This is a genomic window from Roseateles chitinivorans (assembly GCF_002761755.1).
Lineage (GTDB): Bacteria > Pseudomonadota > Gammaproteobacteria > Burkholderiales > Burkholderiaceae_C > Roseateles > Roseateles chitinivorans.
In genome coordinates, this window is sequence record NZ_PEOG01000093.1 from 1 (window position 1) to 18,025 (window position 18,025).

An 18,025-nucleotide genomic window follows, 5' to 3' on the forward strand; every position below is an offset into this window, starting at 1 on the left:
CCGGGCGCTGGCGCCCCCATCGCCTGACGCGATCTCCGCCGCATCGCCCGACTACCGGGCGATGGCGCTCGTTGGCGCCCTGCTCGAACTCGAGGCCAGCATGACCGGGCACCGCGCCTCGACGGTCGCCGGCGCCTTGGCGGTCGCCAGCGCCTCGGCGGGTCTGGTCGCGCGCCTGACCGCGCTGCGCCTGGTCGCCGTGCGCGCCTACCTGCAGTCGCGCCAGGAGCCCGGCCCCCTGGCGACGCTGGCGCGGGTCAAGCAGGCGCTGCTCGACCAGCGCTCCGAACCGAGCCCGCGGGTCACGGCGCCCTCCGATCCCGCCGACCCCGCCGAGGAAGCGCGCCAGAACCGCCACGCCCTGCTGCCCCTGCTGCTGCTGAACGCGGACCGGCCGCGGACGCCGCTGCAGACGCGCCTGAGCTGCGATCGCATCGAGATGGTCTGCGCGACCTCGATGGCCCCGCCGGCCGCCTGACCGATGAGCCAGGAACGCTACCAGTCCCTGGTCCGCGACCTCTGCCAGCTCATCGAGCTGCCGGATGCCGAGGCCGTGCTGCGCCGAGGGACCATCGAGGTCGAGGGTTTCGAGGTCCATCTCGCCAACTTCTCGAACGATCCCGGCGCGATGTACCTCAACTTCCATTACGGCATCGTCACCGCGGGCCGCACCCTGCGCGTGTTCCGGCTGCTGCTGGAGGCCAACCTCAGCGTCTACGCGCAGGACCAGGCGCAGCTGGGCCTGCATGCGGACACGGGCGGCATCGTGCTGATCGTGCGGGTGCCGCTGAGCGACGCCATCGACGCGCCCTGGCTGGCCGAGACGCTGACCCACTATGCCGAGCACGGCCGCTACTGGCGCGACAACATCGCCAATGCGACCGAGGAGATGTTCGCCGGCATCTGCGCCGGCGACTACTTCTGGATCCGCGCCTGAGACGCGCTCACAACTCGCCCGGCCAGAGGTGGCGCAGGTAGCCCGGCGGCTGCTCCTGCGGCAGCCCGCGCGCATGCAGCGGCAGTTCGGTGGCGGCGATGCCGTAGTCCGGCGCCGCCCAGCCCGGCTGCTCATGCAGCAGGTCGAGCCGGTAGCCGATGCTGTAGACCGCCTGGATCCGCACCACCGACTCGGTCGCGCCGCAGCTCAGCTTGCGCCGCAGCCGGTAGACATGCTGCTCCAGCGTGCGCTTGCAGATGTCGGTGCCGCCGCCCCAGACCCGCGCGGTCAGGCTGGAAGCGCTGACCACGCGCCCGGCGTTGGAGAACAGCACCCAGGCCAGCGCGAACTCGCGCGCGGTCAGGCTGATCTCCCGGTCGTCCCGCCGCACCGCCGAGGCGGCCGCATCGAGCGCATAGGGGCCGACCTCCAGCCCCATGCGCCGCAACTGCTGCGGGCGGCCGACACGGGCGCGCAGCCGGGTCAGCAGCGGCTCGACCGAGTCGACATAGTCGGCGTAGTCGGTCGCCCCGTGCGCCATCGCGTCGACCATGCCGACAGCGTTGTCCCCACCGACGACCAGGATCGGCACGATGCCGCCCAGACGCAGCTGCAGCATGGCGAGCCAGTCGATGAGACTGGTGTCGGCATCCTCCAGCAGCACCGCCTGCGCCTCCCCACGCTTGAGCGCATGCAGCACCGCCGCGGACGACGGCATCGGCCGGAGTTCCACGCCATGCGACGACAGGTCGCGCACCAGGGCCGCCTGCCTGGCCTTGTTGATGAACAGTCCCACGAGCTTCACTGAATTTCTCCTGTGCCACGACGGTGGAATGTCTCTTCCATTGCGTGCCGGCGTGACGGCTTGGAACGGCTGGCCGTTCCGGTATGACGGCCCATCCCGATGCCGTCGGCTTGAGTGAAATAGTTCATTTCCTGATCTATCAGGGTTCCAGTTTGGCTCACGTTCAGTTGCGTCTCGATGGTCCTTGTTGTGACAAGAAGCACATCTGGAGCCGGTTCCTCATAGGGTGAGGTCAACGCTCTGTAACCTTCACGTCGGCACCTTGCCCGAGTCATTTCCAAGACATCACCGACTTCTATCGGCGGATCTCGCCATGCGCCCGGGATGCGATGGAGGACAGCACGAATCGGCGCTTCGCGGTGGCGCGGACGGCTTCGCACCGGCGCCCCGGGACGGCCACGCCGGGCGCAAGCTCGCCGGGCGGCCGTCGCGACTTGGGATGGCCCTCCTTCTCTTCCCAGTTCACGGAGGCCCCGACCCATGAGCAGCACGCGCGGATGGCGCACCCTCGTCCGGCTGAAGGAGCGCCGGCTGGAACAGCTCGACGCCGCCCTTGATGCCGCTCGCGCGCAGGCGCGGCAGCAGCAGCAGCAACTCGAGACGCTGATGGCCGATGCCGACGGCTGCCGCGCGCGCGAGGACGCGCAGCGCGCCAGGCTCGATGCCCTGGCCGGCACCGCGGCAGGTTTCCGCCCCAGCGACCTGGTGACGCTGCAGCATCTGCTCGAGGAGGCCGCCCGGACCACGCAGGCGGCGGCCAAGCGGGTGCAGGAGGGTGAGCGGCAGGTCGAGGCCGCGCGGCAGGCCGTGCAGTCCGCCCAGCACGCGCGCCGCCGCGGCGAACAGCAGCGCGACGGCTGCCGGCAGCGGCTGGACACCCTGCTCCGGACCGAGCAGGCAGCCCAGGACGACCAGCAGGACGAGGAGGCCGAGGAGGCCTCGGTCGCCCGACTGCTGGCCGCGCGGCCGGACCGCCAGCCGGAGGCGGCCTGAGATGGCGGCCGCGGATCCGCTGGGCGGGACCGAGGCGCTGATCCACCTCGGCGAATCGGTCAAGGGCCTGCTGACGCTGCTCGCGTTGAGCAGCCTGCGCGGCTATGTCGCGATGCTGGTGCTGCCGGTCACCAATGACCAGGTGCTGCAGGGCGTGGTGCGCAACGGCCTGGCGCTGACCATCGGCATCTTCATCGCCTGCGGCCAGCCGCTGCAGGTGGTGGACGGCCTGTCGACCTTCGCCCTGTGCGTGCTGATCGCCAAGGAGGGCCTGATCGGGCTGCTGCTGGGCTATGCGGTCTCCACCGTGTTCTGGGTCGCCGAGGGCATCGGTGTGCTGATCGACAACCAGGCGGGCTACAACAACGTCCAGCAGACCAATCCGCTCAGCGGCGAGCAGAGCACGCCGGTGGGCAACCTGCTGTCCCAGCTGGCCATCTGCGGCTTCTACCTGCTGGGCGGACTGCTGGCGCTGGTGGGCCTGCTCTTCGAATCCTTCCAGTGGTGGCCGCTGGACCGCGCGATGCCCGAGTGGTCCAACCTGCTCGAGCGCTTCCTGCAGGCGCAGATCGCCGGCTACCTGCAGGCGATGATCAAGATCTGCAGCGCGGTGGTGATGGTGCTGCTGCTGATCGACCTGGGCATCGGCCTGATTTCCAAGACGGCCGACAAGCTGGAGCCCAACAACCTGAGCCAGCCGATCAAGGGCGCGGTGGCGCTGCTGATGCTGGTGCTGCTGGTCGCGGTGTTCTTCGACCAGGTCAAGCCGCAGTTGGCGCTGCACACGATGGCGCGCGACCTCGCGGCCTGGTTCCGACCGGCGCATTGACGCGGGGCCGGTGTCCAGCGCCGGTCGCTCGCGCATCGACGGCCCGGCATCGACGACGTCGACATCGCCAGTGTCCTTTCGTATCCAAGGGCGAGGCTTCGCCCAAGCGCCGCAGATCGTCGCCGCGAGGCGGATGCTGTCCCCACCCAAGCTGTCCCTTGGAAGGAGGATCCGTCATGACCTTGGCTTCATCATCGACCGCCCTGCGCGGCACCGCGGCAGCGGCCGCGCATACGCCGCTGACCCCGCACCTGATGCTCGACCCGCCGCTGCCGCGGCGAGGCCGGGACGACTCGGCCCAGGGCGGCCTGTTCGACGTCGACGTGGGCACGGTCTGGAAGACCGCCCGCGCCGCCGAGGGCGGCGACACGCTGCTGACCGTGCGTTGCTTCAGCATCGAAGGCCTGCAGCTGCGCCTCGCTCAACTCGTGAACGGCCACGGCGGCGTGCTGTCGCCGTCGCTGGCGACGTTCCTGCGAGGCGGCCTCGACCAGGCCTATGTGGACGCCCTCGCCTATCGGCGGCTGGTCGATGCCGCGCCCCGCGTGCTCGGCGACCTCGGTGCCCATCCGCTCCACGTGGACACGCTGTCGCGGCGGCTGGTGGTCGACACCTCGCGCTGCTTCGTCGCCAGGACCGCGCGCCTGACGGCCGAAGCGATCGTCGGCCTGGCCGCGTTCTCCGAGTCCCCGCAATTCCTCACCGTGGTGAAGCGCCTGCGCTGCGCGCTCGGCGCGACGGCGTCGGAGGCCGAGGTCGCCCTGGCCACGCGCGCACTGCTCGAGGCCGCGCGGCGCGTCGCCCGCCATGTGCTCAACGAGCCCGGGCTGGAGCTCGGCGAGACCGCGGAGCCGCTGGCTCGCGAGGTCGGTCCGCGCCTGGTGGCGCGCGCCTTGTTCACCGGCGCGCAGGGCGACACCGGCGCGGTCGCCGCCGCCTTCGCGGCGCGATGGAAGACCGGCGCCGCGCTGCCCAAGGATTGATCCCCGTCCGCGCGCCCGGCGAGGACGCGCGCCTCTCCACCGACTGCCACGCAGTCATCATCAGGAGCCCACCATGTCCGTCAACAACATTCCCGGCGGTACCCCCACACCCATACGTCCTTCGGACTTCCTGCCCACGCCCGTCAAGCCCTCGGACTTCCAGGCACCGCCCAAGGCGCCGGCGGCGCCGGACGGCCTGTCGACGCGCAGTTCGGCTGACTCCGGCATGCCGCCACGGACAGGGCTCCCGGGCGGTCCGAACAGCCCGAAGGGCACCGAGGGCAACGACAAGACCAAGGACAAGGTCGAAGACCCTGGGAAGGACACTCGGGACGCCATGGAGCGGATGGAGAAGATGAACAACGTCCAGATGGAATTCCAGACCGCCATGGGCATCATGAAGATGAAGGCCGGCGTCAACGAAGCGGAAGCGAAGATGAAGAAGGACATCGGCCAGAAGGCCGCCCAGATGGCGGGTTGACCGGCCTCCTGGCGGCTCCTTGGGCCGCCCGTTGGCGCCCGCATGCCATTCAAGGCCCGCCCGTCGACAGACGCGCGGGCCTCGTCGCTTGTGCACGCGCGCCGCGCACCGGCAAGCGCTGTTGCGTCCGTTCACGAATGACACGGCAACACCGTGAAACTGTCGGGAAACGAAAAGAGGATTCGTGAGGATTTCGCCGAGGCCTTGTGATCCATCGACACGGGGCTCGCTCCTAGCATGAGCGTCATTCCGTTCACGACCCCGATGGAGATTCCATGCTTCTGCTTGCAATGACCTCGCTGCGCGCCGCGCCCCTGCATGGCGAACTGGCCCGACTGGCGCTGGAAGGCCAGCTGCCCGCTGCGCTGCGGATGGGCGGCGACCACTTCGAGCGCCTGCAGCGCACGCCCGACACCGCGCCGCAGCGCGCGGCCCTGGGCCAGCTGCTGGGCCGCGCGATGCTGGCCTGCGGCCGCGAGGAGGATGCCGAGGAGCTGTTCCAGCGCCAGCTGCGACATTACGAGGCCATGTCGCGCCACATGGTGCGCTGGTACGGCGCGATGGACCAGGGCGCGATGCTGCTGCACCTGAACAAGCCCGGCCGCGCGATCGACTGCCTGGGCCCGGTCGGCGACGATGCCCGCGCGCCGGTGGCCGCCCGCGTCGAGGCGATGGCCGGCGTCGCGCAGGCGATGCTGCGCGCCGGCGACTGCGGCAGCGCGATGCGCTCGCTGGACGCGGCACGCAACCTGGCCGCCTCGCTCGGCGATCCGCGCTTCGCGCAGCTGGTGGACTGCATGGCGCTGGAACTGGCGACCCTGCACCGCGAGCGCGGCGGCGACGCGCTCAACGACCATGCGCTGGGCTCGGTCTACCGCGAGGGCTCGTCCGATGCGCCGGACAACACGCTGATGCATCAGCAGCTCGGCGCGGCCGCGGACGCGGTCCGGACCTGGTCGCCGCTGGTGGCGGCGCGCATGGATCACCTGCGGCGGATGCTCGCCGCGGACTGCGTCGGCCCGGCCGCCGCGGCCCAGGTCGCCCACCAGCTGGCCTGGCTGCGCGAGCGCCGCCTGAGCGAATTCGAGACCCAGGCCCGCATCGAGGGCGCGCTGATGCTGATGGGACGCGGCGCCGCGCACGCGGCGTCGGAGCTGCTGGCGCCGCTGACCTTCAACGAGCAGCAGATGCACCGCAGCCGCCATGCGCTGGAACTGCAGTACTGCCAGGCCAAGCTGCACCAGCAGCAGGGCCGCCACCTGGACGCGCTGCGGCTGTACCGGCTGCACACGCAGCACGCGGTGCAATCGCTGCGCACCTATGCGGCCGCCGGTCGCGCGCCGGGTTTCCTGCAACAGGCCAGGGCGAGCGCCGACGCCGGCGATGCGGCCAAGCTGCGGCTGCCGCTGCGTTATCGCCGCGCCTACCAGTTCATGATGGATCACCTGACCGACGAGCATCTGTCGGTGCGCCAGGTCGCCGCGCATGTCGGCGTCACCGAGCGCGCGCTGCAACTCGCCTTCCGCACCCACCTGGGCGTCACGCCGGCGGAGATGATCCGCACCCGCCGCGTCGAGCGGATCCACGGCGACCTGCAGGCCGGCGGCGGCGAGGCCGGCGTGCTCGAGGTGGCCTCCCGCTGGGGCGTGAAGAACCGCTCGACGCTGGTCCACAACTACCGCAGCCGCTTCGACGAGACGCCGACGCAGACACTGCGCGGTGCGACCGACGACGACACCGTGGCCACACGCCTGCACGGCTGAACCGGCGATGCGCCCGGCCGGCGCAAGGCCTGCCGGGCGCGATCACAGGTCGGTCATGAAGGCCTTCATCCGAGCTGGCTCGGTGCGCACGGCGACGAGGCCGGGGACGCAATGGGGTTCCACACGGTCAAGAGCGCTTCGCCGACCGTGAGGTTCCAGCCTCCCGAAGCAGGAGCGCTTCGCCGACCCTGAGGTCCAAGCCTTCCGAAGCACGAGCGCTTCGCCGACCGTGAGGTTCCAGCCTTCCGAAACGGTGGTCTCACCAGCGGGAGATGCCGCGGGCATCGGTCGCCGCCGCCGGTGTCGACGGCAGGCGTGGCCTCCGTCGAGGGAGGCGGTCGACGCCCATCGCCGCTCAATCCCCTTCGTACAGCTTCAGGATCTTGCGCACGTAGTCCTGCGTCTCGCGATACGGCGGGATGCGGTTGCCGTAGCGCTTCACCGCGCCCTCGCCCGCGTTGTAGGCGGCCAGCACCAGGTCGACGCGTCCATCGAACATCTCGTTGAGGTCGCGCAGATAGCGCGCGCCGACGTCGATGTTGATGGCCGGGTCGAGCAGGTCCTGCCTGGACGCGACACCGTAGCGCGCGCCCGTCGCCGGCATGATCTGCATCAGGCCGAGCGCGCCCTTGGGCGAACGGGCCTGCGTCTGATAGGCCGACTCCACATGCACCAGCGCGCCGACCAGGCGCGGGTCCAGGCCATGCTTGCGGCTGGCCTGCTGCACCATGCGCTGCAGATGCGGCGCGCCGAGCGCCAGCGGCTGCGGGTTGGTGCGCCAGGCCTGCGGCGAGGGCCGCGGCCGCGCGTAGGCGAGCGAAGTCAGTTCGGTCTCGATGCGCGGCCCGGGCAGGTCGGCGACCTCGAAGGCGGTGCACCGACGCACCGCCGCGCTGAACCGCGTCGACAGGTCCTCCAGCGCGACCCGCTCGCTGCCGTCCAGCAGCTCGCAGCGGTAGCGCACGCCGGCCTCGGCGGAACCGGCGACCATCGCCGCCGCGCAAAGCGCGGGCCAGAAGGCGCGAGGTCCGGCTCTCATCGCCGGGCCTCCCTCAGGCCTGGGCGCGCAGCGCGGCCAGTTCCTCGCTCGCCTGCGCCAGCAGCAGTTCGGCCTCGGTCGAGGCCAGCCGGGTGCGGCTCAGCAGCGAGGAGAACTCCGCCATCGCACCGTCCAGGTCGATCGCGTCACCTTCGGCGGCGGCGCTCCCGGCGCTGGTCGTCGTGCCCTCCTGCGGCTGCGCCATCAGCGCGCCGCCGAACAGCAGCGTGTGCACCCGGTGCAGCTTCAGCGCGATCTCGCCCGCGCGGCGCAGGCTCTCGTCGTCCTGGTGCGCGGCGCTGACGCGCTTGATCTCCAGCATCAGTTCCTGGAAGCGCTCGACCTGCGTCTGCACGGTCGTCTGCACCGTTTGCAGCGAGGCGAAGAAGTCGTTGTATCCGGCGGCGGCCAGCGAGGGGGCAGTCAGCATGGGGGCTCCTGTTGAGGCTTGGATGAAAGGCGCGGGACGCCTGCGCCATGCGCGCGGCCCGGTCCCGTCGCAGTGTCCGCATCGCCCGCCGGCACGGCCCGTGACGGGCGAAGGTCCGTCCGCGCAGGCGAACGCAGGCACCGCCCGTCGCCACCGCCCGCGCGGCCGCCCACCACCGCTGCCGGTTCGCGGTGACGGACGCTGCTTCGTGTCACCGTGTCCTCACCACGGACCCGCGCCCTAGCCTCCTCGTCGTCAACAAGAAGGAGCTGACCATGTCGGTGAATGGTGTCAACGGAGTGGGCGGCCCGAGCCCCTCGTCGCCCAGCAGTCCGCCGGTGCCGCCGGCCGGTGACGGCGGCGGCGACATCACCCAGACCAAGGCCTTCCAGCAGGTCGTGAGCGGCATCTTCCAGGGCGGCCAGGGCATGATGAAGGAAGCGCTGGGCAAGTTCTTCGAGGAGGAAGAGCCCGACGAGGACGACCCCGACGCGGAGCCGCTGTGATGCGGACGCCCGACTTCCAGCGCCGCGCGCTCGCGGCCTGCGTGGCGATGGCCGTCGCCGGCTCGGGCAGCGCGCCCGCCACGCTGCGGGCTCAGGACGCGCGCGGCGCGGCGCCAGCCGCGATGTCCTCCGCGCTCACCGCGCCAGGAACGCCCGCCGCATCTTCCACCGCCGCGATGTCGCCCTCGACGGCGGCCACGACCGCGACCCGGTCCCGCGTGCGCACCGCCGCGAGCAGCGACCGGCGCCTGGAGCGCCGCTTCGTCTACCGCGCCGAGAGCCGCCGCCTGTCCGACGTGCTGCAGGACTTCGCCGCCAGCCAGGGCGTGCCGGCGGTGGTCGGCGACGGTGTCGACGGCGTGGTCAACGCCAGCTTCGACAGCTCGCCGCAGGTCTTCCTGAGCGCCATCGCCAAGGCCTATGGCCTGCTCTGGTACGACGACGGCACCGCGCTGTACTTCTATCCGGCGCGCGCGGTCCAGAGCCGGATGTTCCGGCTCAAGGGCTACAGCCGCCGCGAGGTCACCGAGCTGCTGAACTCGCTGAACCTCGGCGACAAGCGCTATCCGCTGCGCTTCAACGACGCGCAGCGCACGCTGCTGGCCTACGGGCCGCCGCGCCACATCGAGCTGATCGCGCAGGCGCTGGACTCGCTGGACCTGGGCGCCGCCGAAGGCAACGAGCGCGTGGTGCGCGTCTTCCCGCTGCGCTTCGCGTCGGCCAACGACCGCCTGCTCGGCGAGAGCAACGTGCCCGGCGTCGCGACCATCCTGCGCAACCTCTATGCGGCCCAGAGCCTGCAGCCCGACACGGTGACCGGCCAGCCGGCCAATCCGGTCGACCAGAAGATCAGGTCGATGCAGGCGATGTACGGCGCCGGCAAGCTGGTGCCCGAACTGCCGTCCGCCTCGCAGGGCCATGCCCCGGGCGGCGGCGCCGACAAGCCAGGGCAAAGCGCGCGCGCGCTGAAGAGTCCGGTCAACTTCGAGGAGGACCAGCCCCGCTTCGAAGCCGACGAGGGCACCAACGCCGTCATCGTGCAGGGCCGCGCCTACCGCATGCGCGAGTACGAGGCGCTGATCCAGCGCCTGGACCAGCGCCCGGTGCTGGTGGAGCTGCAGGCCATGATCATCGATGTCAGCGAGGACAACGCGCGCTCGCTGGGCATCGACTGGTCGGTGCAGGGCAACCGCGGCCAGCTGTCGGTGACCTCGCCGGGTGGCGGTCCGCCGCAGACCGGCGGCGGCCAGGGCCTGCTGGGCAACGGCACCTACACGATCGGCACGCTGGTCGCGGACGCCGGCCGGCAGCTGATGATGCGCATCAACGCGATGCAGGGCGAAGGCAAGGCCCGCGTGGTCTCCAAGCCCTCGGTGCTGGGCGTGGCCAACCGGCCGGCGGTCATGAAGGAGAAACGCGTCGCCACGGTGCGCGTCGCCGGCAACCTCGATGCGCGGCTCTACCAGATCGAGGCCGGGACCCTGCTCCAGGTCACGCCGCAGGTGGTGTCCAACGGCGGCGTCAACCAGATCAAGCTCTCGCTCTACATCGAGGACGGCAATTTCGAGGCCAGCTCGGTCGACGCGGTGCCGGTGCTCAAGAAGACCGAGATCCGCACTGAGGCCCATGTGCGCGAGGGCGAGAGCCTGCTCATCGGCGGCCTGATGGTCGAGGCCAGCACCGACCAGCAGTCAGGCGTGCCGCTGCTCAAGGACGTGCCGCTGGTCGGCGGCCTGTTCCGATGGAGCGGCAGCCGCGCCACCCGCACCGAGCGCCTGTTCCTGATCACGCCCAAGCTGGTCGGCGGCAGCGCCGCGCTCCCGCCGTCGCCGGCCCCCGGTGGCGACCTGGATCCCGGCGCGCCGACCGCGCCGCTGGCGCGTTGAAGCGCCCCGTCCCCAGCCCCTGCGCAAGCGTTCGCAATCCATGAAACAGCTTCGTGTCCTGACCGGCGTTCATGCGGGGGTCCACCTACCGTTGAGCGCATCGACATACCGCATCGCCGCGGACGAGCAGGCCGACATCCAGCTCGTCGACTGGCACGCGGATCCCCTGGTCCTCGAACTGACGAAGAACGGTCAAGTGCTCGCCCTCGCCTCCCCGCTGAACGCCGCGCCCGGCGCAGCCCTCGACGACGTCACCGCGGCGGCCACGAGCGCGCCGATGGCCGACTTCGAGCCGCGCCGCTTCGGCGACGTGGTGCTGTGCGTGGGTCCCGCGGACGCGGCCTGGCCGTCCGACATCGAGCTGATGGAACGGCTGATGCGTCCGGCGCGGGCGGTGATCGAGGCCGCCGCGCCGGTGATCGAGGCCGCCACGACCGGCAGCCGCCGGGTGCTGGCCTGGGGCCTGGTGGCCGCGCTCACGCTCGGTGGCCTGCTGACCACGGTGATCGCGCGACATGCCCAGGCGGCGCGCGACGCGGTCAAGCCCGAGCCGCTGGTGGGCCAGGTGTACCGCGCGATCTCGGGCGCCGCGATCCCGGAGGTCACCGTGCGCGCCGCCGGCGATCGGGTGATCGTCGAGGGCCTGCTGCCCGACGCCGCCGCCGCGCAGGCGCTGCGCCAGCTGCTGGACCGCTTCCCGGTGGAGCGCATCGAGCACCGCTACGCCTCGGCGGCCGACATCGCGCAGAGCATCTCCGAGGCGCTGGACACGCCCGGCCTGGTGGTGCGCTACCGCGACCGCGGCGTGTTCGTGGTCGGCGGCCGCGCGGCCTTTCCCGACCGGGTGCGCGACGCCTCCACCCGCGTGGCCGCCGACCTCGCGCCGCTGGTGCGCGGCATCGAGGTGGCCGTCGCTTCGGCGCCGGTCCCCGACAGCGTGCCGGTGGGGGCGATGCTCGCCACCGACGGCCTGCAGTACGTGCAGACGCGCGACGGCGCCAAGCACCTCTCCCTGATCCCGGAATCCATCGGCGAGCTGAGCGATCCGCCGACGCCACCGGCCCGTTGATCCCTTCCCCCGGACTTCCACCCGACCCTCCCCTTTTCACGGAGCAACTTCGACCATGAACGAGCAACTCGAGCAAACCGTCTTCGGCGACCTGGCCAACCTGGAGAAGTCGCTGGCCGAGGACGCCACCGGCGATCGCGCCCGCGCCATGCTGTCCTACTTCGCCGACGTGGCCCGCAGCAGCGAAGGCCTGCTGCAGACCGCGGCCGCCGCCGAGCGCCAGCTGATCTCGCAGCTGATCGAGGCCTTCAACGCCGCCCAGCGCATCGTGCGCCACATCTGGGAGACGCTGCACAACGCGTCGCTCGCCGTCTGACCCGCGGAGGCCCTCCATGCAACACATCCAAGCCAGCACCGGTGGCGCGCCGGGCGCCCAGTACCCGGAGGTCTACCGCAACCTGATGGCCATCGGCCTGCTCGGTGCGATCTATCGCGCCAGCGACGACGCGGCCATCGTCCACGAGGCGGTCGAGATGACCCTCGAGGATCCGACCATGTACGTCATGCACCGCGCCATCGCGGTGGCGATGGGCGGCGACGCGGACTATGCCAAGGCCTCGCTGGGCCGGCGCATCGAGCAGCAGCCCGATGACGACAACTCCAAGGTGGCGCTGGGCGTCTCGATGATGCTCAGCGGCGACCCCGAGTGGAAGCACTGGCTCAACAACGTGCTGGCCACCAGCACCGACCAGCAGGCCCGCGAGGCCGCGAACGGCGTCCTCGCCTACCTGGCCGGTCTTCGCGCCCCTCACTGATTTCCCCGGGGGCGCAGTCCCGGCTCCCTTCTCGAGCAGGCCGCATAACGCGGCGCATCCCAACGCGGACCTTCCGCATTTCCTCAGGAGCAGACGATGTCAATTCCCAGCACCAGCAGCAGCGGCAGCACCGGCGCGAGCATGGGCAACTCCATGAACATGTTCCAGTCCGGCGCCGCCGGGCTGAGCGCGCAGGGCACCCAGGCCGCCGGCCAGGACGGCTCGGCCATGATGGACCAGATCCAGCAGACGGCTGCGATGCAGATGCAGTTCCAGACGCAGATGGGGATCATCCAGATGATCGTGAAGATGAATGAAGCGCTGGCCAAGCTCTTCAAGGCCATCGGCGAAGCGATCAAGGGTCTGGCCTAAACCGCGCCGCGCGACCCGCCATTCATCCCCCGGATCCGTCCGCGATTCATTCCTCGACCCAATCCTCGATCCATTCCTCATTCCCACGGGAGATCCCCATGAGCGTTTCTTCTCTGCAGCAGTCCACCAACAGCTACAACATGCAGCTGGGGCTGGGCACCACCACCTCGTCCGCCGTGTCGAGCCCGCTGGGCGCCGTGCCCCTGGCCCTGGACCCGGCCCGCCTGGGCAACGTGTTCAGCTCGATCGGCGACCTGCTGGGCGCCCTCTCGCCGATGCTGATGGCCGGCCTGCAGCGCACGCCGATGTTGCCGACCCTGCCGGCCAACGCCTTCGGCGGCTATCCCTTCGCCCAGCAGCCGATGCCCGGCCTGCAGCCGCGCTTCCAGCAGCCCTACCCGACGCAGATGGGCATGCCGATGATGAACCCGGCCTTCGGCGCGGGCGTCAACCCGATGCTGGCCAACCCGATGATGCAGAACCCGTTCGGCGCGGTGCAGCAGCTGCTGCAGCTGCTGGGCGGCGGCGCCTTGCCCGGCGGCCTGCCCACCGGTGGCCTGCCCCAGGGCGCGGTGCTCAACGGCGCCCCGCTGCCCAACGCCTACTTCCCCAACGCGCCGCAGACCAACGCCTTCGGCGCCGCGCCGAACGTGCCGACGCAGGTCGCGCCCACCGGCGAGATCAAGTACGACGCCGCCGGCAACGTGCAGATGGACAAGGACCGCGCGACCCGCGAGATCGCCCGCAACTTCGACCAGCTGACCAGCGGCAAGGACAAGTTCATCACCAAGGATGACCTCAAGGCCATCGCCAACGGCGAGATGCAGCGCTTCCAGGTCTCGGCGAACTACACGCCGGAACTGCGCGCCGCCGCCAAGTACCTGCTCGACCATCCGGAGGACTTCAAGTCGCTGGAGACCGCCGATTCCAAGGCGCAAGGCTTCAAGGGCCATGCCGACGGCAAGATCGGCAAGGGCGACACCACCGCCGCGATGCAGCAGGTGAGCTTCAGCGTCGGCGAGAAGGAAGCGCTGCAGACGCTGGCCAAGTACGGCAACAGCTTCTTCGGCAGCGGCGACAAGATGGTCAGCAAGCCTGAGCTGGAAGCGATCGTCAAGACCGGCAAGATGCCCGACGGCACCGCCGCGCCGCAGGACATGAAGGACGCCGCCAAGCTGATCCTGAGCCAGCCGGAGCTGTTCACCAAGCTCGACAACGCCTTCCAGATCCGCCAGAAGCATCGCGGCGACCAGCGCGGCGACGGCCTGATCAGCGCCGACGACCTGCGCAACGTGCTCAAGGGCGCCGACACCGAGCCGGGCCCGAGCGGCCTGAAGGGCGAGATCTTCGGCAACGTGCGCGCCGATTCGCTTGCCGGCCTGCTGCTGCGCGGCCTGAATGACAACGTGCCGCAAGTGCCGCAGTCGTTCAAGGACAACGTGTCCACGACCTTCCAGAACCTGCCGACCTCGGTCCGCCTGTACTGATCGGAGCGCTCGCGCCTCCCGCTTGAAAGGACTCACCATGAGCTTCTCGATCCCCTCGACCCCGGCGGTCACCCCGTCGTACCAGCCGCAGTCGCCGCTGACCTCGGCCCTGTCCAGCACGATGGACATCGCCTCCACGCTGATGCAGTTCAGCAGCGGCCTGCTGCAGAACCTGCTGCAGGCGCAGCAGAGCCAGTTCGGCGGCCTGCCCGGCATGCCCGGCGGCGCCCCCGGACTCGGTGCACCCGGACTCGGCGCGCCCGGCCTGGGCGGTCCCCAAGGCGCGCAAGGCGCCGGCCAGGGCCTGCAGGGCATCCTGCAGAGCGTCGTCCAGCTGCTGCAGGCGCTGACCCCGCTGCTGCAGGCGCTGGGCGGCGGCGGCCTGGGCGGCCTGGGCACGGCCAACCCGCTGGCCAACTCGGTGGCCAGCCAGCTGGGTGGCCTGGGCGGCGGACTCGGTGGCGGGCTCGGCGGCCTGCCCACCGCGCCGCAGGCCTTCGGCCAGCAGCCGTTCGCGGCGTCCCCGTATGGCGCCTCGCCCTACGCGCAGCAGCCCTTCACCGCGTTCCAGCAGCCGTACGCCGGTGGCGTCGCCTCGCCGTACAACGCCTCGTTCGCGCAGACCCCGTTCACCAGCCTGAACCAGCCGTTCACGCAGATGGACGCGCTGAACTGGGCGCAGACCTACGGCGGGCCCAACCTGTCGCAGAGCGAGCTCACCCAAGGCGTGAACCTGTTCAACATCTTCAACGGCCGCACCACCGGCATGTTGTTCTGATGCCTGAGCGCGGGGGCCGTTCGCGGCCCCCGCCGGGCACGCCGCGTCCTTGCACGCGACGTGCCTGTCCCGAGCGGACACGCGTCCGTTCAGGACAGGCACTTCCCCAGGAGCACACAGATGGACCCGACCTTTCATCGCAAACCCTTCGTCCGCGCCCTCATCGAGATCGTCAGCCTCGGCATCACGCACAAGCGCACCGAGGATGCCGAGACGGTGCTGGTGGCGGTGCGCCAGCTGCGCCCCCACTTGACCGAGCTCGACACCTTCGAGGCCTGGATCGCGATCAGCCGCGGCCACTGGCACGACGCGATCCGCACGCTCAACAACCTCGATGCCAACACCCGCAACTGGAGCCTGGGGCGCGCGCTGATGGCCTTCTGCCAGTTCGCCGTCGGCGATCCGGCCTGGAGCGTCAGCGCCAACGAGGTGATCGAGGGCGACTCCACCCAGGAAGCCCGCGGCCTGGTGCGCCTGCTGCTGGGCAAGGACCTCAACGTCGGCGAGCCCGAGGCCGCCTCCGCGCCGGCCGCCAGCTTCGAGGACTACGACCCGCGCTCGCTGCCGCACGCGCCGCTGCTGCGCGCCTGACCCCGCTCCTGGAGATCCGCATGACTGTCCCCGCCATCGGCGCCGTGTCCGGCGCCTCCCCGACGCAGGTCCTGGATCGCGCCGCCGCCTCGCCCGACGCGCTCGGCGGCCTGTCCGACCGCTTCCAGCGCCTGATGCTGGAGCAGCCCGCCGCGCCCGCGCCGCACGGCACCGAGGTCGGCGAGCGCTCGCCGGTCTCGCACTTCATCGAGGCGCAGGAAGGCGTGCTGCGCCAGACCTTCGACAGCGTGCGCGCGTTCTCGCAGCAGGCGCCTTCGATGAATCCGGGCGAGCTGGCCTCGCGCCACATCGCGCTCAGCTACCAGCTGTCGATGGTGCAGGTGCAGTTCAACGCCGGCGTCTATGTCGCGCAGAGCAGCAAGAGCGGCCTGCAGACGCTGATGAAGAACCAGTGACGCGTCCCGGCGGCCGGCGCCGCCCGGCCGCGTCGAACGGAGTTCCGACATGCCTTCCCGATCCGATGCCCGCGCCACCCGGCCCTGGCGCCTGCTGCTCGGCGCCGTGCTGGCGCTGTGCCTGGCGGCCTGCGACGCCGACCTCTACACCAAGCAGTCCGAGGCGGACGCCAACCACATGGTGTCGGCGCTGCTGGAAAGCGGCATCGCCGCCAGCAAGCAGACGCCCGACAGCGGCAAGACCTGGAGCGTCAAGGTCGACGAGGCCGACGTGGTGCGCGCGCTGGCGGTGCTGCGCGCGCAGGGCCTGCCGCAGGACAAGCATGTCAGCCTGGGCGACATGTTCAAGAAGGAAGGGCTGATCTCCTCGCCGACCGAGGAGCGGGTGCGCTTCATCCACGGCGTCTCGCAGGAGCTCTCCGAGACGCTGAGCCAGATCGACGGCGTGGTGACCGCGCGGGTGCACATCGTGCTGCCCAACAACGACCCGATGGCGCAGGAGAGCAAGCCCTCCAGCGCGTCGGTGTTCGTGAAGTACCGGCCGCAGGCCAACCTCACCGCGCTCACGCCGGCGATCAAGAACATGGTCGCGCGCAGCGTCGAGGGCCTGTCCTACGACAACGTCTCGGTCACGCTGGTGGCGGGCGCGATGATCGCGCCGCCGCCACCGCCAGCGCCCGTCGGGATCGGCCTCTGGATCGCGACGGCGCTGGCGCTGCTCGGACTGGGCGGCGCCGGCGGGGTCGCGTGGAAGAAGCCGGAGTGGCTGCCGGAGCCGCTGGCGCGCCGGCTCCGGCCGGGCGACATTGCCACCGCCACCGCCACGGCCGCCACCATCCCGACCACCCCCGGTGGCCCGGCCGGTGCGAACGGCCCGGCTGCCGTCGCATCGGGCGGCGGCAACGGTCCGGGCGCGAGCGTCAGCGTGAACGGCAGCGCCGCGCCCGCTGCGATCCAGACGTCCGCGACATGAGGTCGGCCATGGACGCCGCGCCAACGACGCCAACCGGGGCAAGCGGGCCAACCGGGCCAACCGCGCCGGCCCTGCCGACCATGCCCGCGCGCGCCGCCAGGTCCATGCTGTCCGCCATGCCCGTCCCGCCGGCGGGCCCGGCTGAACTGGCCCGGCTCGCGCTGGTCTTCCAGCGCCGCCTCGATCGCCTGCCGGAAGGCATCGACGACGGGTGGGCGGCGCTGAAGGCGCTGCGGCTGGCGATCGAGCAGGTACCGGACGGCCCCTCGCGCCGCCGACTGATGCTCACGCTGTACCGACGCTGGTGCGGGCCGCTGCCCGACCTGCGCCTGCTCGCGACGCCGGGCGGGCGCCTGGCGCTGCAGGGGCGGCTGGGGCTGCTGTCGCGCCTGTGCGCGGTGGCGCTGGCGGGCCGGCCCGGCGTGCTGCGCTGCTGCGTCGAGATCCGTGCGCGGCAGGCGCTCGAAGGCGCGCTCGGTCCGGCGATGGCGACCCTGCGCGAATCCTCGCGCCAGGGCGCGGTGGTGCCGGCGCATGTCGCGGCCTGGTCGCCGATCCAGTGGGCCTGCGTCGGTTATGCCGACCTGGCGCTCGCCGGCGCCTGGCCACATCGCGGCCTGCGGCGGCTGGTGCGGCTCGCGCTGCCGGCGCGCTGGCCGGTGCCCGACGGCCGGCACCAGGTGCCGGTCCGTCACGCCTGCGCGCTGGAGGGCCTGACCCGCCTGGACGCGCTCTTCGCGAAGGAACCGACATGATGATCTGGCTGCAGGGCGGCGCTGGCGCGGACCGTCTCGGCGGACTCGGCGCCGAGGACGGCATCCTGCGCGCCGCCGAGCTCGACGGCGCAGCGGAACTCGACGCGCTGCGCCGCGCGATGGCCGAGCAGCGCGACGTCGTCCTGGCGCAGGCCCGCGGCCAGGCCCTGGCGCTGG

Annotated in this window: 22 protein-coding genes and 2 pseudogenes; 20 read left to right on the plus strand and 4 right to left on the minus strand. The window is 71.2% G+C overall.

Annotated features, from left to right (window positions below):
* Both CS062_RS26390 and CS062_RS22775 read left to right on the plus strand, forming a co-directional pair.
* Nucleotides 1–478: pseudogene (locus tag CS062_RS26390) on the plus strand (hypothetical protein); the annotation flags it as partial.
* 3 nt (nucleotides 479–481) lie between these two features.
* Nucleotides 482–937 carry a CesT family type III secretion system chaperone gene (locus CS062_RS22775; RefSeq protein WP_099863922.1) on the plus strand — a complete coding sequence of 152 codons (456 nt, stop codon included), beginning with the start codon at nucleotides 482–484 and terminating at the stop codon, nucleotides 935–937.
* A gap of 7 nt (nucleotides 938–944) precedes the next feature.
* Here CS062_RS22775 and CS062_RS22780 read toward each other — a convergent pair whose 3' ends face one another.
* The gene (locus CS062_RS22780) at nucleotides 945–1,742 is read right to left on the minus strand and encodes a winged helix-turn-helix transcriptional regulator (RefSeq protein WP_099863924.1); all 798 of its coding nucleotides are present in this window, start codon (nucleotides 1,740–1,742) and stop codon (nucleotides 945–947) included.
* Nucleotides 1,739–1,978 (minus strand): hypothetical protein, encoded by a 240-nt coding sequence (locus CS062_RS25990; RefSeq protein WP_143742466.1) that lies wholly within the window; start codon nucleotides 1,976–1,978, stop codon nucleotides 1,739–1,741. The genes CS062_RS22780 and CS062_RS25990 overlap by 4 nt, the downstream gene beginning before the upstream one ends.
* Nucleotides 1,979–2,222: 244 nt before the next feature.
* Between CS062_RS25990 and CS062_RS22785 the strand changes: the two genes are divergently transcribed.
* The 5 genes from CS062_RS22785 (at nucleotide 2,223) to CS062_RS22805 (ending at nucleotide 6,791) form a co-directional block, all read left to right on the plus strand.
* The gene (locus tag CS062_RS22785) at nucleotides 2,223–2,735 is read left to right on the plus strand and encodes a hypothetical protein (protein ID WP_158238902.1); all 513 of its coding nucleotides are present in this window, start codon (nucleotides 2,223–2,225) and stop codon (nucleotides 2,733–2,735) included.
* Between the two features lies 1 nt (nucleotide 2,736).
* Nucleotides 2,737–3,564 carry a type III secretion system export apparatus subunit SctT gene (gene sctT / locus CS062_RS22790; RefSeq protein WP_099863927.1) on the plus strand — a complete coding sequence of 276 codons (828 nt, stop codon included), beginning with the start codon at nucleotides 2,737–2,739 and terminating at the stop codon, nucleotides 3,562–3,564.
* A gap of 176 nt (nucleotides 3,565–3,740) precedes the next feature.
* Complete coding sequence (locus CS062_RS22795; RefSeq protein ID WP_099863928.1) at nucleotides 3,741–4,547, plus strand: hypothetical protein; 807 nt, start codon at nucleotides 3,741–3,743, stop codon at nucleotides 4,545–4,547.
* A 73-nt stretch (nucleotides 4,548–4,620) separates the two neighbouring features.
* Complete coding sequence (locus tag CS062_RS22800) at nucleotides 4,621–5,028, plus strand: hypothetical protein (RefSeq protein ID WP_099863930.1); 408 nt, start codon at nucleotides 4,621–4,623, stop codon at nucleotides 5,026–5,028.
* A gap of 275 nt (nucleotides 5,029–5,303) precedes the next feature.
* A complete protein-coding gene (locus CS062_RS22805; protein WP_099863931.1) occupies nucleotides 5,304–6,791 on the plus strand; it encodes a helix-turn-helix transcriptional regulator in 1,488 nt (495 codons plus the stop codon).
* A 355-nt stretch (nucleotides 6,792–7,146) separates the two neighbouring features.
* Here the strand turns inward: CS062_RS22805 and CS062_RS22810 are convergent, their stop codons facing one another.
* Nucleotides 7,147–7,830 (minus strand): lytic transglycosylase domain-containing protein, encoded by a 684-nt coding sequence (locus CS062_RS22810; protein WP_143742467.1) that lies wholly within the window; start codon nucleotides 7,828–7,830, stop codon nucleotides 7,147–7,149.
* Between the two features lie 13 nt (nucleotides 7,831–7,843).
* Entirely contained in the window at nucleotides 7,844–8,260 is a 417-nt protein-coding gene (locus CS062_RS22815; protein WP_099863934.1) for a hypothetical protein, read from the minus strand.
* A gap of 275 nt (nucleotides 8,261–8,535) precedes the next feature.
* On the opposite strand from CS062_RS22815, the gene CS062_RS22820 reads away from it, so the two are divergent.
* From CS062_RS22820 to CS062_RS22880, 13 genes and pseudogenes are all read left to right on the plus strand, one after another.
* Complete coding sequence (locus CS062_RS22820; protein WP_099863936.1) at nucleotides 8,536–8,766, plus strand: hypothetical protein; 231 nt, start codon at nucleotides 8,536–8,538, stop codon at nucleotides 8,764–8,766.
* On the plus strand, nucleotides 8,766–10,652 hold the full coding sequence (gene sctC, locus CS062_RS22825; protein WP_099863937.1) for a type III secretion system outer membrane ring subunit SctC: 1,887 nt from the start codon (nucleotides 8,766–8,768) through the stop codon (nucleotides 10,650–10,652). Before CS062_RS22820 ends, sctC begins: the two co-directional genes overlap by 1 nt.
* 40 nt (nucleotides 10,653–10,692) lie before the next feature.
* Nucleotides 10,693–11,721 (plus strand): HrpD5 family protein, encoded by a 1,029-nt coding sequence (gene hrpD5, locus CS062_RS22830; RefSeq protein ID WP_143742468.1) that lies wholly within the window; start codon nucleotides 10,693–10,695, stop codon nucleotides 11,719–11,721.
* 55 nt (nucleotides 11,722–11,776) lie between these two features.
* Entirely contained in the window at nucleotides 11,777–12,037 is a 261-nt protein-coding gene (locus CS062_RS22835; protein ID WP_099863940.1) for a hypothetical protein, read from the plus strand.
* Between the two features lie 16 nt (nucleotides 12,038–12,053).
* Nucleotides 12,054–12,476 carry a hypothetical protein gene (locus tag CS062_RS22840; RefSeq protein ID WP_099863942.1) on the plus strand — a complete coding sequence of 141 codons (423 nt, stop codon included), beginning with the start codon at nucleotides 12,054–12,056 and terminating at the stop codon, nucleotides 12,474–12,476.
* 96 nt (nucleotides 12,477–12,572) lie between these two features.
* Nucleotides 12,573–12,848: a hypothetical protein gene (locus CS062_RS22845; RefSeq protein ID WP_099863944.1), complete on the plus strand. Its 276-nt coding sequence runs from the start codon at nucleotides 12,573–12,575 to the stop codon at nucleotides 12,846–12,848.
* Between the two features lie 98 nt (nucleotides 12,849–12,946).
* Nucleotides 12,947–14,335 carry an HrpF/NolX family T3SS translocon protein gene (locus CS062_RS22850; protein WP_099863945.1) on the plus strand — a complete coding sequence of 463 codons (1,389 nt, stop codon included), beginning with the start codon at nucleotides 12,947–12,949 and terminating at the stop codon, nucleotides 14,333–14,335.
* A 37-nt stretch (nucleotides 14,336–14,372) separates the two neighbouring features.
* Nucleotides 14,373–15,113: a hypothetical protein gene (locus CS062_RS22855; protein ID WP_099863947.1), complete on the plus strand. Its 741-nt coding sequence runs from the start codon at nucleotides 14,373–14,375 to the stop codon at nucleotides 15,111–15,113.
* A 120-nt stretch (nucleotides 15,114–15,233) separates the two neighbouring features.
* Nucleotides 15,234–15,704 carry an HrpB1 family type III secretion system apparatus protein gene (locus CS062_RS22860; protein WP_099863949.1) on the plus strand — a complete coding sequence of 157 codons (471 nt, stop codon included), beginning with the start codon at nucleotides 15,234–15,236 and terminating at the stop codon, nucleotides 15,702–15,704.
* A gap of 20 nt (nucleotides 15,705–15,724) precedes the next feature.
* Nucleotides 15,725–16,120: a hypothetical protein gene (locus CS062_RS22865; RefSeq protein WP_099863951.1), complete on the plus strand. Its 396-nt coding sequence runs from the start codon at nucleotides 15,725–15,727 to the stop codon at nucleotides 16,118–16,120.
* A gap of 49 nt (nucleotides 16,121–16,169) precedes the next feature.
* Entirely contained in the window at nucleotides 16,170–17,093 is a 924-nt protein-coding gene (gene sctJ, locus CS062_RS22870; protein ID WP_099863952.1) for a type III secretion system inner membrane ring lipoprotein SctJ, read from the plus strand.
* A gap of 116 nt (nucleotides 17,094–17,209) precedes the next feature.
* Nucleotides 17,210–17,848: a type III secretion protein HrpB4 gene (locus CS062_RS22875; protein WP_158238903.1), complete on the plus strand. Its 639-nt coding sequence runs from the start codon at nucleotides 17,210–17,212 to the stop codon at nucleotides 17,846–17,848.
* Nucleotides 17,845–18,025 (plus strand): annotated as a pseudogene (locus CS062_RS22880) (hypothetical protein); the annotation flags it as partial. The gene CS062_RS22875 and the pseudogene CS062_RS22880, both read left to right, overlap by 4 nt.